General features: G+C 66.5%; 24 protein-coding genes and 1 pseudogene. 16 read left to right on the forward strand and 9 right to left on the reverse strand.

Annotated features, from left to right (window positions below):
* The first annotated feature begins 3 nt into the window (after positions 1-3).
* The 9 genes from ACNO8X_RS09665 (at position 4) to ACNO8X_RS09705 (ending at position 7,698) form a co-directional block, all read left to right on the forward strand.
* Complete coding sequence (locus tag ACNO8X_RS09665; protein WP_418005086.1) at positions 4-1,383, forward strand: glutamate decarboxylase; 1,380 nt, start codon at positions 4-6, stop codon at positions 1,381-1,383.
* 98 nt (positions 1,384-1,481) lie between these two features.
* Positions 1,482-2,627 (forward strand): alanine racemase, encoded by a 1,146-nt coding sequence (alr, locus tag ACNO8X_RS09670; RefSeq protein ID WP_418005087.1) that lies wholly within the window; start codon positions 1,482-1,484, stop codon positions 2,625-2,627.
* Between the two features lie 5 nt (positions 2,628-2,632).
* Entirely contained in the window at positions 2,633-3,724 is a 1,092-nt protein-coding gene (locus ACNO8X_RS09675) for an alpha/beta fold hydrolase (protein ID WP_418005088.1), read from the forward strand.
* Positions 3,717-4,178 (forward strand): tRNA (adenosine(37)-N6)-threonylcarbamoyltransferase complex ATPase subunit type 1 TsaE, encoded by a 462-nt coding sequence (gene tsaE / locus ACNO8X_RS09680; protein WP_133759674.1) that lies wholly within the window; start codon positions 3,717-3,719, stop codon positions 4,176-4,178. Before ACNO8X_RS09675 ends, tsaE begins: the two co-directional genes overlap by 8 nt.
* Complete coding sequence (gene tsaB / locus ACNO8X_RS09685; protein WP_418005089.1) at positions 4,175-4,798, forward strand: tRNA (adenosine(37)-N6)-threonylcarbamoyltransferase complex dimerization subunit type 1 TsaB; 624 nt, start codon at positions 4,175-4,177, stop codon at positions 4,796-4,798. The genes tsaE and tsaB overlap by 4 nt, the downstream gene beginning before the upstream one ends.
* Positions 4,795-5,295: a ribosomal protein S18-alanine N-acetyltransferase gene (rimI, locus tag ACNO8X_RS09690; RefSeq protein ID WP_418005090.1), complete on the forward strand. Its 501-nt coding sequence runs from the start codon at positions 4,795-4,797 to the stop codon at positions 5,293-5,295. Before tsaB ends, rimI begins: the two co-directional genes overlap by 4 nt.
* The gene (gene tsaD, locus ACNO8X_RS09695; protein ID WP_418005091.1) at positions 5,292-6,317 is read left to right on the forward strand and encodes a tRNA (adenosine(37)-N6)-threonylcarbamoyltransferase complex transferase subunit TsaD; all 1,026 of its coding nucleotides are present in this window, start codon (positions 5,292-5,294) and stop codon (positions 6,315-6,317) included. Before rimI ends, tsaD begins: the two co-directional genes overlap by 4 nt.
* Before the next feature lie 5 nt (positions 6,318-6,322).
* A complete protein-coding gene (locus ACNO8X_RS09700) occupies positions 6,323-6,754 on the forward strand; it encodes a nuclear transport factor 2 family protein (protein ID WP_418005842.1) in 432 nt (143 codons plus the stop codon).
* Positions 6,751-7,698: a DMT family transporter gene (locus ACNO8X_RS09705; RefSeq protein ID WP_418005092.1), complete on the forward strand. Its 948-nt coding sequence runs from the start codon at positions 6,751-6,753 to the stop codon at positions 7,696-7,698. Before ACNO8X_RS09700 ends, ACNO8X_RS09705 begins: the two co-directional genes overlap by 4 nt.
* 15 nt (positions 7,699-7,713) lie before the next feature.
* Here ACNO8X_RS09705 and ACNO8X_RS09710 read toward each other — a convergent pair whose 3' ends face one another.
* From ACNO8X_RS09710 to ACNO8X_RS09725, 4 genes are read right to left on the reverse strand one after another with little or no spacing between them, the layout of a single operon-like run.
* Complete coding sequence (locus ACNO8X_RS09710) at positions 7,714-9,429, reverse strand: GMC oxidoreductase (protein WP_418005093.1); 1,716 nt, start codon at positions 9,427-9,429, stop codon at positions 7,714-7,716.
* A 10-nt stretch (positions 9,430-9,439) separates the two neighbouring features.
* Positions 9,440-10,471, reverse strand: a complete 1,032-nt coding sequence (locus ACNO8X_RS09715) for a Rieske 2Fe-2S domain-containing protein (protein ID WP_418005094.1) — start codon at positions 10,469-10,471, stop codon at positions 9,440-9,442.
* Complete coding sequence (locus tag ACNO8X_RS09720) at positions 10,468-11,442, reverse strand: PDR/VanB family oxidoreductase (RefSeq protein WP_418005095.1); 975 nt, start codon at positions 11,440-11,442, stop codon at positions 10,468-10,470. Before ACNO8X_RS09720 ends, ACNO8X_RS09715 begins: the two co-directional genes overlap by 4 nt.
* A complete protein-coding gene (locus ACNO8X_RS09725) occupies positions 11,439-12,683 on the reverse strand; it encodes a cytochrome P450 (protein ID WP_418005096.1) in 1,245 nt (414 codons plus the stop codon). Before ACNO8X_RS09725 ends, ACNO8X_RS09720 begins: the two co-directional genes overlap by 4 nt.
* 167 nt (positions 12,684-12,850) lie before the next feature.
* On the opposite strand from ACNO8X_RS09725, the gene ACNO8X_RS09730 reads away from it, so the two are divergent.
* The 6 genes from ACNO8X_RS09730 to groL all read left to right on the forward strand — a co-directional run bounded on the left by ACNO8X_RS09730 (position 12,851) and on the right by groL (position 19,905).
* Positions 12,851-14,119, forward strand: a complete 1,269-nt coding sequence (locus ACNO8X_RS09730; RefSeq protein ID WP_418005097.1) for a PucR family transcriptional regulator — start codon at positions 12,851-12,853, stop codon at positions 14,117-14,119.
* A 184-nt stretch (positions 14,120-14,303) separates the two neighbouring features.
* On the forward strand, positions 14,304-15,410 hold the full coding sequence (locus tag ACNO8X_RS09735; RefSeq protein ID WP_418005098.1) for an Abi-alpha family protein: 1,107 nt from the start codon (positions 14,304-14,306) through the stop codon (positions 15,408-15,410).
* 34 nt (positions 15,411-15,444) lie between these two features.
* Positions 15,445-16,866: a hypothetical protein gene (locus tag ACNO8X_RS09740; protein ID WP_418005099.1), complete on the forward strand. Its 1,422-nt coding sequence runs from the start codon at positions 15,445-15,447 to the stop codon at positions 16,864-16,866.
* 24 nt (positions 16,867-16,890) lie between these two features.
* A complete protein-coding gene (locus tag ACNO8X_RS09745) occupies positions 16,891-17,673 on the forward strand; it encodes a universal stress protein (RefSeq protein ID WP_418005100.1) in 783 nt (260 codons plus the stop codon).
* Between the two features lie 229 nt (positions 17,674-17,902).
* Positions 17,903-18,205 carry a co-chaperone GroES gene (groES, locus tag ACNO8X_RS09750; RefSeq protein WP_029367666.1) on the forward strand — a complete coding sequence of 101 codons (303 nt, stop codon included), beginning with the start codon at positions 17,903-17,905 and terminating at the stop codon, positions 18,203-18,205.
* A gap of 80 nt (positions 18,206-18,285) precedes the next feature.
* A complete protein-coding gene (gene groL, locus ACNO8X_RS09755; RefSeq protein WP_418005101.1) occupies positions 18,286-19,905 on the forward strand; it encodes a chaperonin GroEL in 1,620 nt (539 codons plus the stop codon).
* A 62-nt stretch (positions 19,906-19,967) separates the two neighbouring features.
* Here the strand turns inward: groL and ACNO8X_RS09760 are convergent, their stop codons facing one another.
* From ACNO8X_RS09760 to ACNO8X_RS09775, 4 genes are all read right to left on the reverse strand, one after another.
* Positions 19,968-20,918 (reverse strand): SDR family oxidoreductase, encoded by a 951-nt coding sequence (locus ACNO8X_RS09760; protein ID WP_418005102.1) that lies wholly within the window; start codon positions 20,916-20,918, stop codon positions 19,968-19,970.
* Positions 20,915-22,534 carry a bifunctional 3-(3-hydroxy-phenyl)propionate/3-hydroxycinnamic acid hydroxylase gene (locus ACNO8X_RS09765; protein WP_418005103.1) on the reverse strand — a complete coding sequence of 540 codons (1,620 nt, stop codon included), beginning with the start codon at positions 22,532-22,534 and terminating at the stop codon, positions 20,915-20,917. The genes ACNO8X_RS09760 and ACNO8X_RS09765 overlap by 4 nt, the downstream gene beginning before the upstream one ends.
* 94 nt (positions 22,535-22,628) lie before the next feature.
* Entirely contained in the window at positions 22,629-23,192 is a 564-nt protein-coding gene (locus ACNO8X_RS09770; RefSeq protein ID WP_418005104.1) for a TetR/AcrR family transcriptional regulator, read from the reverse strand.
* A gap of 176 nt (positions 23,193-23,368) precedes the next feature.
* Positions 23,369-23,539 (reverse strand): hypothetical protein, encoded by a 171-nt coding sequence (locus tag ACNO8X_RS09775; protein ID WP_418005105.1) that lies wholly within the window; start codon positions 23,537-23,539, stop codon positions 23,369-23,371.
* Positions 23,540-23,883: 344 nt separating this feature from the next.
* On the opposite strand from ACNO8X_RS09775, the gene ACNO8X_RS09780 reads away from it, so the two are divergent.
* Positions 23,884-25,221 (forward strand): adenylate/guanylate cyclase domain-containing protein, encoded by a 1,338-nt coding sequence (locus ACNO8X_RS09780; protein WP_418005106.1) that lies wholly within the window; start codon positions 23,884-23,886, stop codon positions 25,219-25,221.
* On the opposite strand, the pseudogene ACNO8X_RS09785 reads toward ACNO8X_RS09780, so the two are convergent.
* A pseudogene (locus ACNO8X_RS09785) lies at positions 25,162-25,993 on the reverse strand (mycofactocin-coupled SDR family oxidoreductase). The gene ACNO8X_RS09780 and the pseudogene ACNO8X_RS09785 sit on opposite strands and share 60 nt — an antisense overlap.
* Between the last annotated feature and the right edge of the window lie 46 nt (positions 25,994-26,039).

Consider the following 26,039-nt stretch of genomic DNA (forward strand, 5'->3'; position numbering starts at 1 on the left):
AGTATGTCGCGCAAGCACGTTCATGGACCGACCATGAGCCCTGCATACACCGGGCGGTTGTCCACCGCGCCGATCCCATCGCTCCGGCTGCCCGACGATCCGATGGACCCGCAGGCCGCGTACCGCTTCATCCACGACGAGCTGATGCTCGACGGCAGCTCCCGGTTGAACCTCGCGACGTTCGTCACCACATGGATGGACCCTGAGGCCGAAAAGCTGATGGCCGAGACGTTCGACAAGAACATGATCGACAAGGACGAATACCCGGCGACCGCGGCCATCGAGTCCCGCTGCGTGTCCATGGTGGCGGACCTGTTCCACGCCGAGGACCTGCGTGACGACGACCCGGCGTCGGCCTGCGGGGTCTCGACCATCGGTTCCAGTGAGGCCGTGATGCTGGCCGGGCTGGCCCTCAAATGGCGCTGGCGCGAGAAGGTGGGCGACTGGAAGGGACGCAGCCCGAACCTGGTGATGGGCTCCAACGTCCAGGTGGTGTGGGAGAAGTTCTGCCGCTACTTCGACGTCGAGCCCCGGTACCTGCCGATGACCGAAGGCCGCTACGTCATCACCCCGGAGCAGGTCCTCGCCAACGTCGATGAGGACACCATCGGTGTGGTGGGCATCCTGGGCACCACGTTCACCGGCGAGCTCGAACCCATCGCCGAGATCTGTGCGGCCCTGGACAAGCTCGCCGCCGACGGTGGGGTGGACGTACCTGTGCATGTCGACGCCGCCAGCGGCGGCTTCGTCGTGCCGTTCCTACACCCGGATCTGCAGTGGGATTTCCGGCTGCCGCGGGTGGTGTCGATCAACGTCAGCGGCCACAAGTACGGGCTGACGTACCCCGGCATCGGTTTCGTGGTCTGGCGCAGCGGGCAGCACCTGCCCGAGGATCTGGTGTTCCGGGTCAACTACCTGGGCGGCGACATGCCGACCTTCACGCTGAACTTCTCCCGGCCCGGCAACCAGGTCGTCGGCCAGTACTACAACTTCCTGCGTCTCGGCCGGGCCGGGTACACGCAGATCATGCACTGCCTGTCGGATACCGCCCGATGGATCGGCGACGAGCTGCGCAAGAGCGAGCACTTCGAGGTGATCACGGATGGTTCGGCCATCCCGGTGATCGCCTGCCGGCTCAAGGGCAAGCGGCCCTACACCGAGTTCGACGTCTCGCACGCCTTGCGGGCCTACGGCTGGCAGGTCCCGGCCTACACGATGCCCGACGATGCGACGGATATCGCGGTGCTGCGGATCGTGGTCCGGGAGGGTTTCTCGGCGGACCTGGCCCGCGCCCTGCGCGACGACCTGATCACCGTGCTGAACAGCCTGGACGAGCTCAAACCGAGGGGGCAGTTCGACGAGGTGCAGCCCTTCGCGCACTAGCCGCCGGACGTCGGCTGTGTTCGAGATTCTTCGAAATCGTGGTGCACAAGCTGACGTTCGACGCGAGTCAGCGGGCGTCTGGGAGAATCGGAAGCGATATGAGCTCGCCGAATCCCCAACCTGCTGCCCAGGCCGTCATCGACCTGGGCGCAATTGCGCATAACGTGCGGCTTTTGCGGGAACGCGCTGGCAGCGCCGCGGTGATGGCGGTGGTCAAGGCCGACGGTTACGGGCACGGCGCGCCGCAGGTGGCGCGCGCCGCGCTGGCCGCGGGGGCCGCGGAGCTGGGTGTCACCAACATCACCGAGGCGCTCGCACTGAGGCAGGCCGGCATCACGGCGCCGGTGCTGTCCTGGCTGAACCTGCCCGGCACCGACTTCGCTCCCGCGCTGGCCGCCGACGTGCAGGTGGGGGTGTCCTCGGTGCGCCAGTTCGACGACGTGCTCGACGCGGTGCGCCGCAGTGGCGCACCCGCCACCATCACGGTCAAGGTCGACACCGGCCTGAGCCGCAACGGCGTCAGCCCCGCCGAATACCCGGTCCTGCTCGAGGCGATCGCCCGGGCCACCGCCGACGGTGCGGTCCGCCCGCGCGGCATCATGAGCCACCTCGCGTGCGGCGACGATCCGCAGCACCCGATGAACGACACCCAGGCCGCGCGCCTCACTGCGGCCCGGGCACAGGCACTGGCCGCCGGGGTGCCCTTCGAGGTGGCGCACCTGGCCAACTCGCCCGCCACGCTGACCCGGCCCGATCTGCACTTCGACGTGGTGCGGCCGGGTATCGCGGTCTACGGGCAGACGCCGATTCCCGCGCTCGGCGATTTCGGTCTGCAGCCCGTCATGACGCTGAAATGTCCTGTCTCCGCAGTGCGTTCGATCAAGGCCGGCGACGGGGTGTCCTACGGACACACGTGGATCGCCGACCGCGACACCACCGTCGGACTGATCCCGCTCGGCTATGCCGACGGGGTGTTCCGCGGCCTGAGCGGACGTATCGACGTCAGCATCAACGGCGCCAGGTACCGCAACATCGGGCGAATCTGTATGGACCAGTTCGTGATTGACCTCGGCCCCGATGGTGCCGGCGTCGCGGTGGGCGACGAGGCGGTGCTGTTCGGCTCGGGTGCCGCCGGCGAGCCGACGGCGCAGGACTGGGCCGAACTGCTCGGCACCATCAACTACGAGGTCGTCACCAGCCCACGGGGCAGGATCGCCCGGACCTATCGCGAGTCGACAGGCTGACGCCCATGAGCGACAACAAGAATGCCCGGTGGCTGGCGGGCATGGCCGGTCTCACTGCCGTGGGGTCGGTCGCCGGGATCAGCGTGGCCCGCTCGCTGCGCCGCCGCAGCGGTGAAGATCCGTACGCCGGTGAGGATTTCACGACGCTCGACGCCGACCGCGGCTGCGTCGTCACGGCCACCGACGGGGTGCCGCTGGCGGTGCGTGAGGTCGGCCCGAAAAACGCCCGATTGACGGTGCTCTTCGCGCACGGTTTCTGTAACAGTATGGGCTCCTTCCATTTTCAGCGGGCCCGCCTCGCTGAGCGGTGGGGCGATCAGGTCCGCATGGTGTTCTACGACCAGCGCGGTCACGGCCGCTCGTCGGCCGGGCCGGTCGACTCGTACACCGTCCCGCGGTTGGGGCAGGACCTCGAATCGGTGATGCGGGTGATGGCTCCGCGCGGTCCCGTGGTGTTGGTCGGTCACTCGATGGGCGGCATGACGGTCTTGTCCCACGCTCGCCAGTTCCCGCGGAACTATCCGGCCCGGGTGTGCGGGGTGGCGCTCATCGCCTCTGCGGCACAAGGGGTTACCCGATCACCGCTGGGTGAGGTGCTGCAGAACCCGGCGCTGGAGGCGGCCAAGGTCGCGGTGCGGTTCGCGCCCGGAGCGGTCAGTGCGGGCCGGGGTGCGGCCAAGGCCGTCATCGGCCCGGTGCTCAAGGCCGCATCGTTCGGCGATGCCGCGGTCAGCCCGTCGGTGGCGCGGTATGTCGAGAAGATGATGCATGACACCTCGATGCGAACCACCGTGGAGTTCTTGCACGCCCTCGAGGTGCACGACGAGGCCGGTGCGCTGTCGGTGTTGCAACAGGTGCCCACCCTGATCGCCTGCGGCGACCAGGATTTGCTCACCCCGCTGGCCAAATCCCAGGCCATGACCCGGCAGCTGCCGAAGTCCGAACTGGTGATCGTCGAAGGCGCCGGACACATGGTGCACATGGAGCAACCCGAACTGATCAACGAGGCGCTGGAGCGCTTCGTCGAACACGCCACCCCGTCCCGATTGGTGGCGCTGACCCGGCATCTGCGTGGAAAGGCCAAGCGCAATGGATGATTCGCACGGCACCGTGCACCTGCCGACCGAAGCCGACACCAAGGCCCTCGGCGCCCGGTTCGGCGCTGAGCTGCGGGTCGGTGACGTCGTGGTGCTCACCGGTCCACTGGGGGCCGGAAAGACCATGCTGGCCAAAGGAATTGCCCAGGGCATGGACGTCGACGGCGCGGTGACGTCGCCGTCGTACGTGCTGGCCCGCGTGCATCCCGCCCGGCGCGCCGGATATCCCGCGATGGTGCACGTCGACATGTACCGCCTGCTCGATTCGGGCAGCACCGACCTGCTCGGAGAACTGGACTCGCTCGATCTCGACACCGACCTCGACGACGCCGTGGTGGTCGTCGAGTGGGGCGAGGGCCTGGCCGAGCGCCTGTCGGCCAGCCATCTGGACATCCGGCTGGAGCGTGCCGACGACGACACCCGTACCGCTGTCTGGCATTGGAGCCGCGCATGATCCTCGCAATCGACACCGCGACCCCGGCGGTGACCGCGGGGGTCGCCCGGCGCACCGCCGCCGGCGTCGAGGTGCTGGCCGAACGGATCACCGTCGATGCCCGCGCGCACGCCGAGCAGTTGACGCCCAATGTGGTTGCCGCCGTTGCCGATGCCGGGATCACGTTCGCCGACCTGGAGGCTGTGGTCGTCGGCTGCGGGCCGGGCCCGTTCACCGGACTGCGCGTCGGCATGGCCACCGCGGCCGCGTATGGGCAGGCACTCGGTATCCCGGTGTACGGGGTGTGCAGCCTGGACGCGATCGCCCCCGCAACGGCGGGAGAGCTGTTGGTGGTCACCGACGCCCGTCGCCGCGAGGTGTACTGGGCGCGGTACCGCGACGGCGTGCGGGTCGACGGACCGGCGGTCAGTGCCGCGGCCGATGTCGCGCCGGGTTCGGGGGCGGTCGCCGGCCCGGCAGCGCAGGCCGCGCTGTTCCCGTTGCCCTCGCTGGCGGTCGAGTACCCGACGGTCACCGGTCTGGTGACCGCCGCCGACTGGGACCAACCGCCCGCCGCGCTGGTGCCGCTGTACCTGCGCCGCCCCGACGCGAAAACGCTTGCCGAACGGGGCCTCTCGTGATCACCGAATATGGGTTGCTGACGGTCGGCGACGCCGACCGGTGCGGTGAACTCGAAGCGATCCTGTTCCCCGGCGACGACCCGTGGCCGGCGGTGGCGTTCATCCGCGAGCTCGACTCGGACCACAACCACTATGTCGCGGCGCGCGACGGCAAGCTGCTGGTGGGTTATGCCGGCATCAGCCGGCTGGGCCGCAAACCGCCGTTCGAGTACGAGGTGCACACCATCGGGGTCGATCCGGCCTATCAGGGTCGGGGCATCGGCCGGGAGCTGCTGGACCGGCTGTTGACCATCGCCGACGGCGGCACCGTGTTCCTGGAGGTACGCACCGACAACGAACCGGCGATCGGGCTGTACGAAAGCGTCGGGTTCGTGAAGATGGGTGTGCGCAAGCGGTATTACCGGATCAGTGGCGCGGACGCGTACACCATGCGGCGGGACGCGGATGTGAGCAGCGGGTCAGGCGACGCGGACGTGAGGAGCAATTCAGGCTCATGAGAATCATCTTGGCAATCGAAAGCTCCTGTGACGAAACAGGAGTCGGCATCTGCGAACTGGGGGACGACGGCACCGTCACGCTGCTGGCCGACGAGGTCGCGTCCAGCGTCGACGAACACACCCGGTACGGCGGTGTCGTCCCCGAGATCGCTTCGCGCGCGCATCTGGAGTCGCTGGGGCCCACCATGCACCGGGCGCTGGCGACCGCCGGCATCGAGCGGCCCGACGTGGTCGCGGCGACCATCGGCCCCGGCCTGGCCGGGGCGTTGTTGGTGGGTGTGGCTGCGGCCAAGGCCTATTCGGCGGCGTGGGGGGTGCCGTTCTACGGCGTGAACCACCTGGGCGGGCATCTGGCTGCCGACGTCTACGACCACGGCCCCTTGCCAGAGAGCGTCGGCCTGCTGGTGTCGGGCGGTCACACGCATCTGCTGCACGTCCGGTCGCTCGGTGAGCCGATCGAGGAACTCGGCAGCACCGTCGATGACGCGGCGGGTGAGGCGTACGACAAGGTGGCCCGGCTGCTCGGGCTGGGCTATCCCGGTGGCCGGGTGCTCGACGAGCTGGCCCGCACGGGCGACCGGGACGCCATCGTGTTCCCCCGTGGCATGACGGGTCCGCGAGATGACCCGTACGCCTTCAGTTTTTCCGGACTGAAGACGGCGGTCGCCCGGCACATGGAGAAGCACCCGGATGCGTCGCACGCCGATGTGGCGGCCGGTTTCCAGGAAGCCGTCGCGGATGTGTTGACCCGCAAGGCTGTTCGAGCCGCCACCGACCTAGGGGTGTCGACGCTGCTGATCGCCGGGGGAGTGGCGGCCAATTCCCGGCTGCGGGAGCTGGCCGAAGAACGTTGTGCGGAGGCGGGTTTGACGCTTCGCGTACCGCGGCCCCGGCTGTGCACCGACAATGGCGCCATGATCGCCTCCTTCGCCGCGCATCTCATCGCGGCGGGAGCCGAGCCGTCGCGTCTCGATGTGCCGAGCGACCCGGGTCTGCCGGTGGTGCAGGGACAGATCGCGTGAGCAAGCTGGAAGACGTCGCGGACAAGCTGGAGATCACCGAATTGCTGTACCGGTACGCCGAGTCGATCGACACCGGCGACTTCGACGGCGTCGGAGACCTGCTGGGGCGCGGGAACTTCATGGGGGTCGTCGGCGCGGAGGCCATCGCGGCGCTGTTCGCCAAGTCGACCCGCCGGTTCCCCGATCACGGAAATACGCCGAGGACACGACATCTGGTGCTCAACCCGATCGTCGAACTCGACGGCGACACCGCCCACGCCCGGTCGACGTTCTGTGTGGTGCAGCAGGCCGATACCGTGCCGCTGCAACCCATCGTGGTGGGCCGCTACGCGGATACCTTCGCGCGCGACGACGCCGGCTGGTACTTCACCGAACGTGTCGTGGATGTTCAGATGGTCGGCGACGTGTCCGACCACCTGAACATCTCGCTGCAATGAGCCCCAGTCACACAAGGCATTGGGGCTTGCTGCAGATCTCTGCAGCAGGCGTGCTGTGGGGTACCGGCGGCTTGGTGGTTACCGTCCTCCACGACCGGAGTGGGCTGGGCGCAATGACGGCCAGCGCATGGCGAATGGCACTCGCGGCGGTCGCACTCGTGGCCTTGGTTGCGGTCACCGGCCGTGTCGGACACGCGATCATGATGATGCGGTCGCGCCCCGTCGTCCCGATCGTTGTCGGCTGCGGTACCGCCCTCTATCAGGGCCTCTATTTCGCCTCGGTGCTATCCGTCGGGGTGGCCGTCGCCACCGTCGTCTCGCTCGGATTGGCACCGGTCCTGGCGTCGATTTGGCAGCACGTCAACGCGCGGACGTCACCATCGCGGCGCGAGGTTGTCGTGCTTGCGGCTGCACTCGCCGGGCTGTGCCTGGTTACCTTCGGCGGCGCTCCGCATGAACGTGGCAGCGCCGGAACCGATTTCAGCGCCGGGCTGCTGCTCGCCATCGCCGCAGGAGCAACTTATGCGGCGACGACGATCTTGGGGCACCAACTGGCGAGTCGGACCGACCCCGTGGTCGTCGCCACGTGCACCACCACTGCTGGTGCGGTGGCGCTGGCGCCACTGTTCCTCGTAGCCGTGCTGAGGGACGAACCGGTTCTCCCGTCGGACCCGATATCGCTGGCACTACTGGTCTATCTCGGGGTTTTCACGCTGGCGTTGTCGTACGCACTTCTCTATGCCGGCCTCCGCACGACGCCAGGGGCAGCCGCGACCGTGGTGACTCTCGTCGAGCCGATCTCGGCCGCGGTGCTCGCGGCAGTGCTGCTCGGGCAGCGCCCGACCTGGCTATCGGTGGTTGGTGCGATGCTGATCCTAGGGGCCGTCGTGGGGTTGCCCGCTGGTCGTGACGTCTCCGATGGACACCCCGACCCCGGCGTTTAGTTTCGGCGCACGCATCTAGGCGTCGTTCGCGGCCGGTGAGAGCGGGATGAGCGGTAGGCGCAGCGCTCCCGGCGCACCTTCGGGCACAACCGGTTTGACCGGTGCGACGGCGTCCACCCGCCGGTACGGCAGACCTTGGTCGGGGCGCAGGTCGTCCTCGCCCTTGTTCGGCCACATCGCTGCCGCCCGCTCGGCCTGGGCGGTGATCGTCAGCGACGGGTTCACGCCGAGGTTCGCCGAAACCGCCGACCCGTCAACGACACTCAAGGTCGGGTAGCCGTAGACCCGGTGGTACGGGTCGATCACCGCGTGGTCGGCATCCGAACCGATGGCGCACCCGCCCAGGAAATGTGCGGTCAGCGGGATGTTGAACAGCTCGCCCCAGGTGCCGGCCGTGACACCGTCGATCTTCTCGGCGACCCGGCGGGTCGCGTCGTTGCCGGCCGGGATCCACGTCGGATTCGGCTGGCCATGTCCCTGCCTGCTCGACAGATGCCTGCCGCGCAGCCCCCGCTTGGTGAACGTGGTGATCGAGTTGTCCAGGTTCTGCATCACCAGCGAAATCACTGTGCGCTCACTCCAATTGCCGACCGTCAGCACCCGCAGCAGCGCGCGCGGATGCTGCACGGCCAGGCCCAGGAACTTGAGCCAGCGCGGCCACCGGCCGCCGCCGTCGGTCATCAGGGTCTGCAGCAGCCCCATCGCGTTGGACCCCTTGCCGTAGCGCACCGACTCGATGTGGGTGTCGCTGGTCGGATGGAACGACGATGTGATCGCCACCCCGCGCGTCAGGTCCAGCGCCGGGTCGACCTTGTATTTCATTGCGCCGACGATCGATTCGGAGTTGGTGCGGGTGAGCACACCGAGCTGGTCCGACAGCTGGGGCAGGGTGCCGCTGTCCTTCATCTTGTGCAGCAGGTTCTGGGTGCCCCAGGTGCCGGCCGCCAGGACGACGTGCCGCGCCGTGAAGGTGCGACGGTTCTTGCGCAGGGTCCTGCCGGTGCGCACGGTGTCGATCTCCCAGATCCCACTCGGGCTCTGCCGCACGGAGGCGACCGTGGTCAGCGGATGCACTGTGGCGCCGGCATTCTCGGCCAGGCCGAGGTAGTTCTTCAGCAGCGTGTTCTTGGCCCCGTAGCGACAGCCCGTCATGCAACTGCCGCACTCGACGCATCCGGTGCGGTCCGGCCCGACGCCACCGAAGAACGGGTCGCGGACGGTCTTTCCGGGTTCGCCGAAGAACACCCCGACCGGCGTCTGGACGAACGTGTCGCCCACACCCATGTCCTCGGCCACTGACTTCATGATCTCGTCGGCCGGGGTCATGCTCGGGTTGATCACCACCCCGAGCATGCGCCTGGCCTGGTCGTAGAACGGTGACAGTTCATCCGACCAGTCGGTGATGTGGGCCCACTGCGGGTCGTTGAAGAACGTCGCGGGCGGCTTGTAGAGGGTGTTGGCGTAGTTGAGCGAACCACCCCCGACACCCGCGCCGGCCAGGATGACGACGTCACGCAGCATGTGGATGCGCTGCACGCCGAAGCACCCCAGCTTCGGCGCCCACACGAATTTCCGGACGTCCCAACTGGTTTTCGGGAACTGGTCGTCGGTGAACCGGCGGCCCGCTTCCAAAACGCCTACGCGGTAGCCCTTTTCGGTCAACCGCAACGCGGTGACGCTGCCCCCGAATCCGGACCCGACGACGATCACGTCATAGTCGGTGTTGGACATGTACTTCTCCTCAGTTGGCGGTGAAACGGCTGGTTTCGTCGTCGACCATGTCCATGGCGATGCGCCGCGCCCGGAGTGCGGCCCGGTCGGCCTTGACGTTGATGTCGCGCCGGCGTGCATCGGGTTCGTCGAGCCGCCGCTGAATCGTTTCCAGGATCGTGGCGTTGCGTAGCGCCCACTCGTGGAACATGATGCGCAGATACTCGGTGATGGTGTCCTCGGCGCTGTCGTAGTTGCGAGCCAGCTGCAGGAAGACATGCGTCGCGCCGGGTGATTCCGGTGTGAATCCATGAATTCGCAAGAGCTCGTAGGACTTTCCGTCCACGACGTCGATGGCGTAGTGCTGCGTGTGCAGGGCGGGTGACACGAACGTCCCTTCCTCGCGTCGGATGGCCACCGTCTCTTCGGGCAGACCGGTGATGGCCGACTCCCACGGGGCGAGGCGACTCGGCTGAGTCGTCCGGGTGTAGGCCACGGAGCGCTCGGATATCTCGACCTCGTTGAGCGGTGGCAGCTGCTGGATGTCCGGCGGCACCATCTCGGGGCGGGTGACGAACACATCGGTCAGATCGAGGTAATGCTCGTGCAGCAGAAGGTAATTCGCCTCGACCCGCCCGACCTCGGTGGAGCCGGTCCAGCCGGAGCCGTCCAGGTACCACGGCACGCGCGGCGGCGGGCGCAGGGCCGCGGCCCGCGGCTCGCCGAGCCAGATCCAGATGAACGGCGCGGTCTCGACGATCGGGTACGCCTCGACGCGGGCGCCGGGCGGCACGTTCTCCTGCGACGGTACGTCGGCCAGACAGCCGTCGGGCTCGTAGCTGAAGCCGTGATAGCCGCACACCAGCCGGTCGCCGTCGAGTCGGCCCTCCGACAGGGGATAGGCGCGGTGCACGCAGCGGTCTTCCAGGGCGACTACTTCACCGGAGGCGCGGCGGTACAGCACGACATGCCTGCCGAGCAGGCGCCGGGCCAGCAGTCCTTCGCCGACCTCATCGCTGAGCGCGGCCACGTACCAGCAGTTCAACGGGTAGTTGGTTCTCATAGGTCGAGCACCAGCCTTTCGGACCGGGAGCGCGAGACGCAGATCATGATGGTTTGGTTGGCGGCCTTCTCCGAATCGGTGAGGACCGAGTCGCGGTGATCACCGTCGCCGGAGATGATTTCGCATTCACAGGTGCCGCAGACGCCTTCCATGCACGACCCCAGCACGTCGAGACCGGCCTCTTCGGCGACGTCGTAGATCGTCTTGTCCAGCGGAACGGTCAGGGTGATGCCTGACCGCTGGCATTCGACTTCGAACGTGTCGAGCGCGTCCGACGGCGCCTCGACGGTCTTGGCGGAGAAGCGCTCGAGGTGCAGGCTGCCGTCGGGCCATGCCTGGCAACCCTTCTCGACAGCGTCCAGCAGACCCTCGGGCCCGCAGCAGTAGACCAGCGTGTTCTCTTGCGGAGCTGCCAGTACCGCCGCCAGCTTCGTCCGGAAAGCGTCGCCCTCCTCGTCGCGCGCACAGATGGTCACGCGGTCGCCGAAGCGTGCCAGCGCCTCCAGGTACGCCATCGACGAGCGGGCGCTGCCGCCGTAGATCAGCTGCCAGTCGGCACCGGTGGCTTCGGCGGCTTCGATCATCGGGAGCATCGGCGTGATGCCGATACCGCCCGCGACGAACTGGTAGCGCGGCGAGTTCGCGAGCGGGAAGTGGTTGCGCGGCCCGCGCACCCGGATCGTGGTGCCTTCCTGCAGCTTGTCGTGGACGAACTGCGAGCCACCGCGGCTGTTCGGGTCGAGCAGGATGCCGACCCGCCACTCACTGCGGCTGGCGGTGCTGCCGCACAGGGAGTACTGCCGCGTCAGCGACGGCGTCATGACCAGGTCGATGTGAGCGCCGGGGGTCCACTCAGGCAGGTCCGCGCCGGAGGGGTCGGCGAGGGTCAGCGTGACGACACCGTCCGCCGACTGCTCGCGTCGACGGACCTCGAGGTCGACCTCGACTTCCCGGTAGGCGGCGTTACTCATGCCGACCGCCGAACGGGGATCGACTTGTACTGGTTGAGGAACAGGGCGCGCACGCGCGTCGGGTCACCGTCCAGCGTGAGGTCGGGGAACCGGCGGACGGTCTCCTGAATCCACAGCTTCAGTTCCAGTCGCGCCAGGTTGGCGCCGAGGCAGAAGTGCTTGCCGCGACCGCCGAAGGCCTGGTGCTTGTCCGCCAGCCCCTCGCGGGTGATGTCGAACTCGTGCGGATTCTCGAATGCGGTTTCGTCCCGGTTGGACGCCAGGTACCACAGCAACAATCGGTCACCTTCCTTGATCTGCTTGCCATGCAACTCGACGTCCGTCGTGGCGGCGCGCGCCATGAAGGCGAAGGCGGGCGCGTAGCGCAGGCCCTCTTCGACGGTGGGCTCCAGCAGCTCGGGGTTCTCTTGCAACAGGATCAACTGATCCGGGTTCTGCATCAGGGCCAGCATCGTCGCGCTGTAGGTGGCGCGGGTCGAGTCGTTGCCCGCGGTCATCAGCAGGGCGAAGAACGTGGCCATCTCGAGCTCGTTCAGCTTCTCGCCGTCGACTTCGGCGTTCATCACCGCGGTGATCAGGTCGTCGCGCGGGTTCTCCCGGCGCTGATTCATCTGATCGCCCAGGTACATGATGATCTCGGTGACGATGGCGCCGGCGTCATCCCACTGCTTGCGGATTTCCGGGTCCTCGAACGCGCTGAACACGTTCGTCCAGTAGACGAGGCGCTCGTCGTCCTCGGCGGGCGTGCCGAGCATCGAGCCGATCACCCGGGCCGGCACCGGCCGGGCGATGTCGCGGACCAGGTCGAAGCTCTCGCGGTCGGCGACGCTGTCGAGCACGTCGTTGATGATCTGCTTGATGGCCTCTTCATGGGCCGCGACGCGTTCGGGGGTGAAGGCCTTGATGACGAGGGCCTTGAGCCGGTCGTGCCGGGGCGGGTCCATCGAGATCAACTGGAGGCGCTGAATATCCAGCGGGACACCGATGTCGTCGACGTTGAAGATGCCGCGCTTCTCGGACGAGAACGTGCGGTGATCGCGGCTGACGGTGCGGACGTCGTCGAAGCGGGTGATCGACCAGAAGCCGCCCTCACCGGGCACATTGCGTTGCGGGCTGTAGTGCACGGGGTCTTCGCGCTGCATTCGGGCGAACAACTCGTACGGCGGACCGTCGTCCCACACCGCGGCGTCGGCCAGGTCGACGGCGGCGAGGTCCACTTCGGCTGCGGCGAGAGTAGTCACTGGTGCCCTCCTTATCGGTCTGATGTTTACGAAAGCTATTCACCAGGGCGGTTTGGATCGACGTCTCGGGACGACCAACTGTCGAGGTGATTGCGCAGCGTTGTTGTCGTGCGGCGACAAAGCCCGATTTGCAGCAACGTCGGCGCCTCGTGATCTACGGTCGTTTCATGCCCGAAAGACGCGTCGACGAGAGTGCGGTCGTCGCACGCGCAGCGGAGATGATCGGTGCCCTCGACGGCAAGTTGGGCGACATCACACAGTCGATCCAGAAGATCCTGCTCACCGAAATCGCCGAGCTCAGCGAGGACGCGCAACTGCTCGACTTGCAGGCCCATACCGTCGCGGCCAATGTCGAGACTGTCTTCGCCTCGATTCGGCACCGCATTCCGATCGAGGATGTCGAACCGCCGATGGAGTCGCTCGAACATGCGCGACGCATGGCGCAGCGCGGAGTGTCCGCAAATGCGATGGTGCGCGCCTACCGGCTGGGACACAAGGAAGTGCTGAACTTCGTGCTCGACGAGATCGCCGCGTCGGACATGGATCCCCGCTGGAGTCTCGACGTTTTCAAGTACTTCCAGACGGTCTCGTTCGGCTACATCGACTGGATCTCGCAACAGGTCCTCACCACGTACCAGCGTGAGTACGACCTGTGGGTGGAGAACCGAAACAGCATGCGGGCCCAACGGGTGCGCGCCATCCTCACCGCGGCCAGCGGTGACGTCGACCAACTGACCGAGGAAATCCGCTATCCGCTGCAGCGCGTGCACCTGGCGCTGGCGCTGTGGTACCCGGATGACAACGGCGGCGACGAGCTCGTGCGCATGGAGCGCTTCGCGAACCACCTCGCCACGTCGCTGGGCACCCATGAGCCACCGTTGTTCCTGTCGGTCGACCACCTCACCGCCTGGGTCTGGCTTCCGCTGTCGGCGCACGGCGCCGAGGACGCGGCGGATCGGATTCGCGAATTCGCGGCGGCGCAAGAGGATTCGCCGTGGATCGCGATGGGCAACTCGTTACCGGGCATCGAGGGCTTCCGGCGTTCGCACGAACAAGCGGTCGACGCCCGCGCGGTGGCAGTGGTGTCGGGATCGATCGAACGCCGCATCACCGCGGCGAGCGACCCGGGGCTGCCCGTCGCGACGCTGCTGGGTGAGAACGTCGGATCGGTCGGCGCGTGGGTGGCCGAAATCCTGGGCCCGCTGGCGAGTGACACCGAGAACGACGAACGGCTTCGCGAGACGTTGCGGGTGTTCCTGCGGACCGGGTCGAGTTTCAAGGCGGCCGCCGACGAAATGCACCTGCATTCGAATTCGATCAAGTACCGGGTGAACCGCGCGATCAGTCGCCGGGGCACGCCGATTGTCGACGATCGGATCGAGGTCGAGGTCGCATTGCTGCTGTGCCACTGGTTCGGGCAGGCAGTTCTGAACTGACAAATTCGTCGCGGCGGCCATTTGTGGACCGCCGACAACGTGCGCCATGGGCGCAGGACGAACTTTGGCTGTTTGCGACGTAGTTTGCCTGCGCTGCCGTCATTAGTTTTTGGATCACTGCGAAACGCATGTCAGCGAGCCGGTCCTTTGGATAATTACTCGCACAGTCTGACGGAGGCGAATTATGGGCGACGATCCAAAATCCGACAAAGCGCACGACGCGCTGCCCTCCGACGATCGCGGTCAACAACCAAGCGGTAATCCCTTGGGGGCCATAGTCGATCCGCTCACCAAACTGGGCATCGACACCGCGCGGGACATCGCCGCTGCCGTCCAATCGACCCGAGCCGCCGCGGGCGACCTGCTGAAGGTCGTCAACATTTGGAGCCGGCTACCCGGACGCGAGACGCGTCCAGAGCCGGTGGCGATCTCGCCGGCGCCGGCAGTGGCCGATGACCACGACGATATTGACGGTGATGACGAAAATGCCGGTGCCCCAACCACTGTGCTGCCCGTTGTGGCGCCGGACCCGTCGCCGGCCGAGAGTCAGGGAATCTTCGGCGGCCTCAAGCGCGCTGCTGAGTCGGCGCTGAATCCGGCGGCGGTCCTCGGCGCCGCCGTCACGCCGGTGCGTCGCGTGGTCGGCGGTGCCGACAATGCCGGCAAGAAGAAGCCCGACCACCACGACGATGACAAGAAATCCGCCAAGCACGACAGCGACGCCGATCTGCGCCACTGGGGTGATGAACTGATTGCCAAGTCGCAGAAGCCGACCCGTAAACAGGCGCACCGGCATCCGGCGTTCGGACACATTCTCGACGAACTTGCGCCGGACGAAGTTCGGATGCTGCGGTTCTTGGCCGTCGCCGGCGTCCAGCCGTCCATCGACATCCGGACGAAGACGATGTTCCAGGTCGGCTCCGAGCGTCTCGTCAGCGGCGTGAACATGATCGCCGACATGGCCGGTTGCAGCTGGCCAGAGGCCGACCAACGCTATCTGGCGAATCTGAATCGTCTTGGCCTGGTGCGCTTTTCGTCTGAGCCGGTGGCCGACTACCGGCGTTACGCACTGCTCGAAGTGCAACCGCGAGCACTCGAGGTGACGGAGTCGATACCCAAGACGATCAGCGTGTACCGCAGCATCTACCTGTCGGAATTCGGCCAGCAGTTCTGCGAGGTCTGCATCGACACCGACGGCTACAACGCCGGCGGCTGGGCCACCGATGAGCGCGGCGACAAGATCATCGGTAAAGGCCCGCCCGACCCTGCCGCGCATAAACACCAGCACTGACCCCGATCCGACCCGACCAGCCCAGGGACATTCCATGACAACGCTCGCTGCCGGGCCCTTTCTTGATTGGGAGGAGCTCACCGGACAATCGAAATTCATCGTCGACATCATCAGCGTGCCGATCTTCAGCATGATCGCCGGCTTGATAACCAACTGGACCGGCGTGATCATGTTGTTCGCGCCAGTGCGGTTCACCGGGTTCTACGTGCCGGGCCTGAAACGGATATTTCCCTTTCTGCCGCGCAAGGTCCAGATTCTGCCGACCTTCGCGCCCAACGGAATTCTGGGTTTCCAGGGATTCATTCCGTGTCGCGCCGAGAAGATGGCCAGCCTCATCGTCGATACGTCCATCGCCCGGATCGGCAAGATCTCGGACTTCTATGAGCAACTCAATCCCGACAAACTCGCCAAAGCGATAGCGGTGGCCGCCAGACCGGATATCGGCCGGTTGACCACCGAGATCATCGAGGCCCGGCATCCGCAGATGTGGCGGTCGCTCCCACAGCCGTTGAAGGACGAGGTGCTGCAGACCGTCGACGCCGAGTTGCCGACCATTTCCAAGCGCGCCTTCGCCAAGATCGGCGAGAACATCGACCAGCTGCTCAACGTCAAGCTGATGACCGTCAACTTCCTGCGCCGTAATCCAGAAGTGTTGCGGGACATCATCAAAGGCATGGCGGTGCCTGAACTGCGGTTCATGGTGCGCATCGGCGCGCTGGGCTTCCCGTTCGGCATCCTGCTGGCGCTGTGGCTGTCGCTGATCTATTACTCCAGCGAGGAGGCGCGCGAACACGCTGCGGCTCATGGCGGTTTCGCCATCCATCTCCCGGGATTCGTCGACTCGATCCTGCACTTCTTGCCGACGTGGCTGTGGGTGCTGGGCGGTGCCGCGGTGATCGGCATCGTCGTCAACATCATCGCGATCAAGGTGGTGTTCGAGCCGGGGGAGCCGCAGCCGCGCTACAAATACCTCTGGAAGCAAGGGCTTTTCGCGAAGCGTCAGCACCAGGCGGCGCACGAACTCGCCACGATGCTGTCGTTGCAAGTTCTGACGGTCAAGAACTTCGCGCACGAATTGCTCAACGGAGCCAGTGCCGACAAGACCCGGGCGCTCATCCAATCCGCGGTCGGGGAAGAGGCCGAGCGCATCCTGGGCCCGTACCTGGTCGTCGCCCGCAACTCGTTCGGTGTCGTCGATGTCGAGGGGCTGCAGCGCGGCGCCGGTGACAAGCTGGTCGACTTCGCCCCGAGCGTTCTCTACGACCCCGGGTTCAACAAGACCCAGGCCAAGAAGATCGAGACGTTCGCGACCGAGAAGTTCCGGGCGCTGCCGCCCGACAGGTTCGGCGAGATGCTGTACTCGGCGATCGAGCAGGACGCGTGGTTGCTGTACGCCCACGGCGGGCTCCTGGGCATCCTCGTCGGCGCCGTCCACATCCTCGTCTTCGGGGCCTGATCCCACGTGACCGAAAGGACCACAATGGCGCCCTATTCCAGGATCGTCGTGGGCACCGACGGATCCGACGAGGCGACCGATGCCGTCACCGTCGCTGGTGTGGTGGCGGCTGCCCTCGGTGTCCCGGTCACCGTCGTGACCGCGTGGAAGCCCAGCGTCTCGGTGCCCGGAGGGCGCGAACAGCCCTGGGCGGATCTGACGGCCGAGGGCGCCGACGTGGATCTCACCGCGCTGGGAGTCAGGGCGATCGAGAAGATCCCGGTGAAGGGCAGTGCGTTCGACGCGCTGGTCGACGCCGCGGCGCAGTCGGACCGTTCGCTGATCGTGGTCGGCGCGGCCGGCCTGGGCCACACCTCCAGCCGGTTGTGGGGGAGCACCTCGAACGAGCTGTCCCACCGCAGCCCTGTCGATGTGTTGTTCGTGCGCAAGGCAATCGCGGCAGTGCAGACGATCGCCCTGGCCACCGACGGCTCCGACACCTCGGTACGTGCGGTGCGTGCCGGGTACGACCTGGCGGCGGCACTCGGCGTCCGGCCGGTCCTGGTCACCGTCGGCGGCGACACCGCCGCGGCCGAGGAGACGCTCAAGAATGTCGCAAGCCAACTGGAGGTCACCGGCACGCTGAACCGGCAGGCGCTGCTCGGTGATCCGGCCGACGTGCTCGCGGCCGCCGAATATGACCTCGTCGTGATCGGAAACCGTGGCATGGCGGGCTTCGCCCGCGTCCTGGGCTCGACGGCCAACACCATCACCCATCGGGCCACGTCCAACCTGCTCCTGGTCAACACGGCGCCGGCCGCTGGGTAGCCTGGCAACTCAGCGGGTGTGCCTCGGATTTCAGCCCTGGGCGAGTTCGGTCGATTCGGCACTGCCCCACCCTTGAGCGCTAGCACTCGCGTGTATAGAGTGCTAGGTGGCACGCGGCCAACCGCGCTCCGGCACCCGCGACGACGGTGTGTGGTCAGGACGCTTGCCGAACAACCTGGCATCCGGGGATTGGCCCTGGATCGACACCCCAACCAAGTGGAGGGCTTCCATCGTGGCAGTCAACATCAAGCCACTCGAGGACAAGATCCTCGTTCAGGCCAACGAGGCCGAGACCACGACCGCTTCCGGTCTGGTCATCCCCGATACCGCCAAGGAAAAGCCGCAGGAAGGCACCGTCGTCGCAGTTGGCCCCGGCCGCTGGGATGAGGACGGCGAGAAGCGGATCCCCCTGGACGTTGCAGAGGGCGACACCGTCATCTACAGCAAGTACGGCGGCACCGAGATCAAGTACAACGGCGAGGAGTACCTGATCCTCTCGGCCCGCGACGTGCTGGCTGTCGTTTCCAAGTAAGCATTCGTGTCCCGCCCCGGAAATCCCCGTGTCCGCACGGGTGATGTCCGGGGCGGTATGCGTATCAGCGAAAGGCTCATATGAGCAAGCTCATTGAATTCAACGAAGCTGCGCGCCGGGCCATGGAAGCCGGTGTCGACAAGCTCGCCGACGCAGTCCGCGTCACCATCGGCCCGCGCGGCCGTAACGTGGTGCTGGCAAAGGCCTTCGGTGGCCCGCAGGTCACCAACGACGGCGTCACCATCGCCCGCGACATCGATCTGGAAGACCCGTTCGAGAACCTGGGCGCCCAGCTGGTCAAGTCCGTCGCGACCAAGACCAACGACGTCGCCGGCGACGGCACCACCACCGCCACCGTGCTGGCCCAGGCCATCGTCAAGGCCGGCCTGCGCAACGTTGCTGCCGGTGCCAACCCGATCGCGCTCGGTGTGGGCATCTCGAGGGCCGCCGACGCGGTATCCGAGGCCCTGCTGGCCGCGGCCAAGCCGGTGTCCGACAAGACCGCCATCGCCCAGGTCGCGACCGTTTCGTCGCGCGACGAACTGATCGGCGAGCTGGTCGGTGAGGCCATGACCCGCGTCGGTGCCGACGGCGTCGTCACCGTCGAGGAGTCCTCGACCCTGAACACCGAGCTCGAGGTCACCGAGGGCGTCGGCTTCGACAAGGGCTTCCTGTCGGCGTACTTCGTCACCGACTTCGACTCCCAGGAAGCGGTCCTCGAGGACGCGCTGGTGCTGCTGCACCGCGACAAGATAAGCTCGCTGCCCGACCTGCTGCCGCTGCTGGAGAAGGTCGCCCAGGCCGGCAAGCCGCTGCTGATCATCGCCGAGGACATCGAGGGTGAAGCGCTGTCGACCCTGGTCGTCAACGCCATCCGCAAGACCCTCAAGGCCGTCGCGGTCAAGGCGCCGTTCTTCGGCGACCGCCGCAAGGCGTTCCTGGAGGACCTCTCCGTCGTCACCGGTGGTCAGGTCGTCAACCCGGACGTGGGCCTGGTCCTGCGCGACGCCGGCTTGGACGTGCTGGGCACCGCCCGTCGCGTCGTGGTCACCAAGGACAGCACCGTGATCGTCGACGGTGGCGGCACCGCCGAGGCCATCGACGGCCGCAAGGCACAGTTGCGCAGCGAGATCGAGGCCTCGGACTCGGATTGGGACCGCGAGAAGCTCGAAGAGCGCCTCGCCAAGCTGGCCGGCGGCGTGGCCGTCATCAAGGTCGGCGCTGCCACCGAGACCGACCTGAAGAAGCGCAAGGAAGCCGTCGAGGACGCCGTCGCCGCCGCCAAGGCCGCGGTGGAAGAGGGCATCGTCACCGGTGGTGGCGCCGCTCTGGTCCAGGCCCGTGCCGCGCTGGACGGCCTGCGTGGCTCGCTGACCGGCGACGAGCTGATCGGCCTCGAGGTCTTCTCCTCGGCGCTGTCGGCCCCGCTGTACTGGATCGCCACCAACGCCGGCCTCGACGGTTCGGTCGTGGTGAACAAGGTGTCCGAGCTGCCCCTCGGACAGGGCTTCAACGCCGCCACCTTGACCTACGGCGACCTGCTGGCCGACGGCATCGTCGACCCGGCCAAGGTGACCCGGTCCGCGGTGCTCAACGCCGCTTCGGTGGCCCGGATGATCCTGACGACCGAGACGGCCATCGTCGAGAAGCCGGCTGAGGAAGCCGACCACGGGCACGGCCACCACGGCCACGCCCACTAGGTAGTTCCAACGAAACGCCCCCGGTCCTGTTGGGCCGGGGGCGTTTTCGTTGATTTTTTAGCTCACCGCGCCCGTACGACGGAGGCTGCCCGGGTGATGGCTCCGATGCCCACCCGGGCTGCGGCATGTTTCAGCCACGAGTTGTCGGACTGGTTGAACTGCTCAACGTGTTCCAGTGTGAACTCTTCGATGGAACGCGGCGGCCGGCCTGTCAACGTCATGACCGATGTGCTCACGGCGGCACCCGCGCCCGCACGGAACATCCGGGCCATTTCGATGAGGTGGTGGATGTACCAGTCGGGGTGGCCTTGGCGTCGGAGTGCCAGTTCCGTCATGGCGGGCGGTGTATCGATGAAGCGCACCGGGCGTCCGGTGGCGTCGGTCAGCACGGCGGCGAGCTGGTCGTAGGCGAATGCTCGCGGCCCGGTGATGTCATACACGCGCTGGTAGTGGTCGTCGCCGGTCAGTACCGCGGCAGCTGACGCGGCGATGTCGCGGGCGTCGACCATGGCGATGAGGGCGCTACCCATGGGAGCGGCGAGCACCCCGGTGCGGGCCACCATCGGTGCGGCGGTATCCAGCAGGTTCTGCATGAAGAAGCCCGGACGCAGGAAAGTGAACGGCACGCCCGTCTGTTCGATCTGGTGTTCCGTCTGCCAGTGCTGGCGGCCGATTTCGGCGGGACCGCCGGGGGAGATCGATGGGGCGATGCCGGAGACCTTCACGATGTGGCCGACTCCGCCCCGGACGGCAGCTTCGACGGCATTGCCCTGCAGTTCGGCTTGCCGGAGGTCCTGCGCGGAGACGAGCAGGACGCGTTCGACGCCCGTCATCGCCCGATCGAGTGAGGCTGCATCGCCGAGGTCGCCGGTGACCAGCTCGGCCCCCATGTTCGAAAGACCTTCGGCCTTGGCGGGATTGCGGACCAAGGCCCGCACGGGTGCGCCGGAAGCGGTCAGTAGACGGCTGGTTTCTCCGCCGATCTTTCCGGTGGCTCCGATGACGAGAATCATGTGTGGGCTGTCCTCTCGATGATTGTGCGGTAGAGCGCCGAGGCGCGGTCGAGCCCATGCGCGAACACGATGCGATCGGGCCGGATGATGATGAATTCGCCTGGCTTGTCGAAGAATTCGAGGGCAGTCCCATCGAGGTCTTCGACGACGAGCGTTCCGGGTGTGGCGTTGGTCAGTCGATGACCCGGTGTGCAGAGTGTGATGAAGGTGGCGCCCAGCGACGTCCACAGTTGTCGTTCTGTCTGACACAGGTGGGCTTGTGGATCGACGTCACGGCCGATGATCGCCCAACCGCTGCCCAGGAAGTCATCGAGTGGGCGAAGCCTGCCCTCGGAGGTGCGAACCGTCGGCTGCGGGAATGTGTTTCCGGCTCTGTGGCTTTCGCGCGAGCTGTCGAATGCTCCGCACGAATAGCGCAAATGTGGCTTGAACCGGCCCGCGGTGAAATAGCGCAGTCGCGCGGTGCGGGTCAGCAGCGCGTCGCGGACCCCGGCAACACGCGGGCTGCGCGTCTGGACAAGTGCGCCGGCGAAGCGTGTCAGGCGGGTCATCCGTTCCACATGCGGGCGGCGTTCCTCCTCGTAGCTGTCGAGCAGGGTGGCGTCTGCGGCACCGGCCAGGACCGACGCCAGCTTCCAGGACAGGTTTTGGGCATCGCGGAGACCGGAGCTGAGGCCTTGCCCCGCGAAGGGTGGCATCAGGTGAGCCGCGTCGCCTGCGAGGAGTACTCGACCGGAGCGCCATCGTTCCGCCGAGCGGGCGTGGAAGGTGTAGACGATGTGGCGCAGGATGGTGATCCGGGCCGGGTCGACCCACTTGGAGACCAGGCGCTGCGCGTTCTCTAGGGTCGCGATCTCGGCGTGGTCCTCGCCGGGGAGCACCATGAACTCCCATCGGTGGTGCGTTCCGGGAAGCGGCAGGGTCACAGCGGGGCGATTGGGGTTGCCGATGAACTGGAAGCAGGTGACGTCCGCCAACGGTTCGTCGAGCTTCGCGTCGACGACAAGCCACGGTTGGGCGTAGGTGGCGCCGCCGAATTCGATGGAGCAGAGACCCCGCACGGTGCTCCGGCCACCATCGCACCCGACGACGTAGCGCGCACGTATCGCAGTTTGGGGCCCACGGTCGGCAGTGCGGGTCCAGACGGTCACGCCGTCACCGTCGTCGTGCAGCGCTTCGACCCGTGTGCCCCTCTGCAGGGTGACATGCGGATATCGGGTCAACCCTTCGTGGAGTACGCGTTCCATGTCGGGCTGATAGAAGAAAGCCAGCTGCGGGAAGCCGTTGTGGCCACCAGTCGGGCGCATCGTCATCAGCGGATCGCCGTGTCGTGAGATGAACCGCGTCGACTGCCCGAGGTCGAGGTGGGGCAGCAGTTGGTCGGCGAGCCCGGCCGCCTGGAAGATGCGCATCACCTCGTCGTCGGTCGAGCCGGCGCGCGGCATGGTGTGCGGCGCATCGTCGCGCTCGAGCACGACGGTGTTGACTCCAGCCTGCCCGAGCAGGTTGGCAACCATCGCGCCCACGGGTCCGAGCCCGACGATGACGACGTCAGTGATCGCCGGTGTGTCATGAATCCTCATATGGCCGTGTTTCTTTCGCTGATGAGAGAGCATCGCCTCTGGCAATGAGTGACGAAATCGTCAATAATGAGGATATGTTCAGTTTTGTGAATGTCAAGAGGCCACTGGGTAATGCAGGGTGGAGGCGCTAGCTGCGGGGCTTGTTGAAGCGAGCGGCGAGTTTGGCTGCCTCGCTGGTGGTGAGGCCGAGCAGCCGCAATGCGTAGGCAACGAATTCGGCGTCGGCAGACGCATCGACTTCACCGTCGAGTCGGGCGAGGAGGCAGCCGATCAGTGCGCCGCCGATGACATATTCGGTCAGCACCGGGTCTGTGACGCGGAATCTGCCTTCGTCGATGCCGCGGCGGACGTCGGTCAGTAGGCGCGCGCCCAACCTCTTCACCAGCGATTCATGCGTGAAGGCGACACGAACGACGAGCCATCCCCAGACAGGGTCGCCGGCCGCGGCGGCAAGTGTGCTGTAGAGCGCGACGGCGACGATTGACGCGGGATCCGACAGATCGGCGGTGAGCGTGTCCATCGCCTGGCCGTGAAGTTCGAGCGCTTCGTCGATGACGGCGTCGAGTAACTCCTCTTTGGTGGCGAAGTAGTTGTAGAAGGAACCGACGCCCACGTCAGCAGATTCAGCGATCTCGCCGATCGTGGCCGCATCAATGCCCTTGCGTGCAATGACAGTTCGACCAGCTCCCATGAGTCGCGCGCGAGTCTCAGCCTTTCGGCGGGCAGCGCGGTTGGGTCGGTCAGCGGTATCGGTAGGCGCAGCCATTGCATCCGTCGTTCGTAGGGCTGGTTTGGATACTAGCCAGGATGCCTCGAGATGGAAGCACCCCCGGTCCTGGTGGGACCGGGGGTGCGCTCATATTCGGTTCAGAACGCCTGGTCGTAGAACCCGTTGGTGGTGTTGACGTTGTCGTGGTTGTCGACGCCGTAGTGCGGTCCGATCGGGGTTCCGGTGGTGGCTTGAGCGGGGACGGCCAGGCCCAGGACGGCGGCGGTCACGCTCGATGCGATCAGGGTGGCAAAGCCGAACTTCTTCATTTCGAAACCCCTTCTTGGGTTGTTGTTGGTGCTCTGATGGTTTAAACCTGCTGTGTCGCAGGCACATTCCGGTCGGCAGGATTTGATCCACGGTTGGCAGAATTAACCCTGTCGCCAACTCGGCACGTCGGCTGTGAGGGCTGTGCAGGGAATATCGCCGAATTCTCTGCACAGCCCTCACAGCCGCGCGAGGTGATGAGCCAAGGTGCCGCGTGTGCTGACGCAGTGTCGGCCTGAGAGCGTGCTTGAGGCTATATACGGTTAGCTGAGCTCTCAGGCCGACATTGTGATCGGGCTCAAGCGGAAGTGGTACGGCAGACTCGGGTCTCGGCTAGTTTCGCCCTGTGGATGCGCAATCGATGCGGTGCTGGGTGCAGCAGCGGCACGCCCAGCTCCATATGCGCAAGTGGATGCTGGAGTTCGACGACGAAGACTCCGAGCGGGAGTTCCGGGCGCACGATGACGCGAATGGGCTGCGGGCGGCTACCTTCGCCCAGTTGGTCGGCATCGTGTTCACCGCTGTGTACGCGGTGGTGGATCTCCTCGTCCTGCACAGGGTCGTGCTGGATGCCGTGATCGTCCGGGCGGTCACCATCGGCTTCTTTGTCCTGGGGATCGTGGCGGTCCGCCGGGTGCGGAAGCTGCAGGACCATCTGCAGCTCGCCACGGTCGCACTGCTGGCGATCGTCCAGGCGTTGTTGGGACCGGTGCTGGCAAGTGTCGCGGATTTCCCGACCCAGTACGTGATGACCTCCGCCACCGTCACGCTCCTGGGCGCCGTCGGCCTGCTGCGGTTGCGCATGCACGCGGCGCTGGCCAACGCCGTGGTGTTCATCGCGGTGTGCCTGGCGCTGCCGAGTGTCCGGGGGAGTCTGGACGAGCTCGGCATCATGGTGCCGCAGATCGCGGGACTGGCCGCGATCAGCATTCTGATCGCCTACGCGCTGGAGCGGCTGCGGCGTATCGACTTCCTTCGGCAGCGTGAAGTCGAGCAAGCTCGGGCCCGGACCGAGGAGATTCTGTACAACGTACTGCCGGCTACGATCGCCGACCGGCTGCGCGACGGCGCGCTGACCATCGCCGACTCGGCGCCGAGCGTCAGCGTGTTGTTCTCCGACATCGTCGGCTTCACCCCGGTGTCCGAGACGTTGACACCCGAGGCGCTGGTGCAGCTGTTGGACGCGATGTTCCGCGCGTTCGACGAGCTGTGCGACCAGCGGGGCATCGAGAAGATCAAGACGGTCGGTGACGCCTATATGGCCGTTGCGGGTCTGCCCAATCCCGATGAGGACCACGCCGCATCGATGGCAGAGCTGGCCCTCGACATGCAACGCACCGTCAGCCGCCTGTCATCGAGCTGGCCTAGTCCGATCTCGATGCGGATCGGGATCTCGTCGGGGCCGGTGGTCGCGGGTGTGATCGGGCAGCGCAAGTTCATCTACGACCTGTGGGGCGACACCGTGAACACGGCGAGCCGCATGGAGTCGAGCGGCCGCCCGCACCAGATCCAGGTGTCCGAATCCACGCACACGCTCCTTGCGCACCGCTACGCATTCAGCGACCCGCAGGTGGTCGACGTCAAAGGCAAAGGACCCATGACGACGTACTTCCTCGAGGGCGCCCTACTTGACCGAGATGCCGCCGTCCACCGGCAGCGTGATTCCGGTGGTGTACCGGCCTGACCGCCCGCAGAGGTACACCATCGCTTCGCTGACATCGGATGCCTCGATGAGCGACCGGCAACGGTGCCTGAAGTCCGGTGACGTCCCCGGGGTTCTCCGCGACCAGTTCTGCGAACCCCTCATTGAGGATCATCGGGGTGGCCACTCCGGTCGGATGGACCGTGTTGACCCGAATGTTGTTCGCCGCCAATGAGGTTGCGTAGTACCGCATCAGGCCGACGACACCGTGCTTGGCGGCGTGGTAGCCCGCCATGCCGCGACTCTGGCTCGTGAGCGTCGGGCACAGGCTGTTCAGGCCGGCCGTCGAGCTGGTGATCACGATGGCCCCGCCTTCGCCCTGACTCAGCAGGTATGGCAGCGCGGCCTCGATGCTGTAATAGACCCCGTTGAGTAGCACGGCGACGGAATCATCGAAGGCGGCCATCTCGTGCCGCTGTTCCCCGAAGGCCGGCAGGATGCCCGCGTTGGCGAGCACGAAATCCAACCGGCCCAACTCGGCGACACCTTCGGCCACAACAGCTTTCAACTTGTCGAAGTCTCGGACGTCCCCCTCCTCGGCGACGATCCGGCGCCCGGTCTTCTCGACCAGGTTGACGGTCTCGTCGAGGTCTTCGCGGGTCGACATCGGATAGCCGACGCTCGCGATCTGGTCGCACAGATCGAGGGCGATGATGTCCGCGCCTTCCTCCGCGAAACGGACCGCGTGCGACCGGCCCTGGCCGCGCGCGGCCCCGGTGATGAATGCGACCTTGCCTTCGAATTGACCTGCCATGAGGGTCTCCGTCCGCCGGTGATCCGAGTATCGCGCCGGAGGCCCG

The organism is Mycobacterium sp. PDNC021, assembly GCF_048282635.1.
Taxonomy (GTDB): Bacteria; Actinomycetota; Actinomycetes; order Mycobacteriales; family Mycobacteriaceae; genus Mycobacterium; species Mycobacterium llatzerense.

Coding starts and splice junctions, on each gene's coding strand:
- ACNO8X_RS09665 (WP_418005086.1), top strand. CDS start 4: ATGTCGCGCAAGCACGTTCATGGACCGACCATGAGCCCTGCATACACC.
- alr (WP_418005087.1), top strand. CDS start 1,482: ATGAGCTCGCCGAATCCCCAACCTGCTGCCCAGGCCGTCATCGACCTG.
- ACNO8X_RS09675 (WP_418005088.1), top strand. CDS start 2,633: ATGAGCGACAACAAGAATGCCCGGTGGCTGGCGGGCATGGCCGGTCTC.
- tsaE (WP_133759674.1), top strand. CDS start 3,717: ATGGATGATTCGCACGGCACCGTGCACCTGCCGACCGAAGCCGACACC.
- tsaB (WP_418005089.1), top strand. CDS start 4,175: ATGATCCTCGCAATCGACACCGCGACCCCGGCGGTGACCGCGGGGGTC.
- tsaD (WP_418005091.1), top strand. CDS start 5,292: ATGAGAATCATCTTGGCAATCGAAAGCTCCTGTGACGAAACAGGAGTC.
- ACNO8X_RS09705 (WP_418005092.1), top strand. CDS start 6,751: ATGAGCCCCAGTCACACAAGGCATTGGGGCTTGCTGCAGATCTCTGCA.
- ACNO8X_RS09710 (WP_418005093.1), bottom strand. CDS start 9,429: ATGTCCAACACCGACTATGACGTGATCGTCGTCGGGTCCGGATTCGGG.
- ACNO8X_RS09715 (WP_418005094.1), bottom strand. CDS start 10,471: ATGAGAACCAACTACCCGTTGAACTGCTGGTACGTGGCCGCGCTCAGC.
- ACNO8X_RS09720 (WP_418005095.1), bottom strand. CDS start 11,442: ATGAGTAACGCCGCCTACCGGGAAGTCGAGGTCGACCTCGAGGTCCGT.
- ACNO8X_RS09730 (WP_418005097.1), top strand. CDS start 12,851: ATGCCCGAAAGACGCGTCGACGAGAGTGCGGTCGTCGCACGCGCAGCG.
- ACNO8X_RS09735 (WP_418005098.1), top strand. CDS start 14,304: ATGGGCGACGATCCAAAATCCGACAAAGCGCACGACGCGCTGCCCTCC.
- ACNO8X_RS09740 (WP_418005099.1), top strand. CDS start 15,445: ATGACAACGCTCGCTGCCGGGCCCTTTCTTGATTGGGAGGAGCTCACC.
- ACNO8X_RS09745 (WP_418005100.1), top strand. CDS start 16,891: ATGGCGCCCTATTCCAGGATCGTCGTGGGCACCGACGGATCCGACGAG.
- groL (WP_418005101.1), top strand. CDS start 18,286: ATGAGCAAGCTCATTGAATTCAACGAAGCTGCGCGCCGGGCCATGGAA.
- ACNO8X_RS09760 (WP_418005102.1), bottom strand. CDS start 20,918: ATGATTCTCGTCATCGGAGCCACCGGAAAGATCGGCGGAGAAACCAGC.
- ACNO8X_RS09765 (WP_418005103.1), bottom strand. CDS start 22,534: ATGCTCTCTCATCAGCGAAAGAAACACGGCCATATGAGGATTCATGAC.
- ACNO8X_RS09770 (WP_418005104.1), bottom strand. CDS start 23,192: ATGGGAGCTGGTCGAACTGTCATTGCACGCAAGGGCATTGATGCGGCC.
- ACNO8X_RS09775 (WP_418005105.1), bottom strand. CDS start 23,539: ATGAAGAAGTTCGGCTTTGCCACCCTGATCGCATCGAGCGTGACCGCC.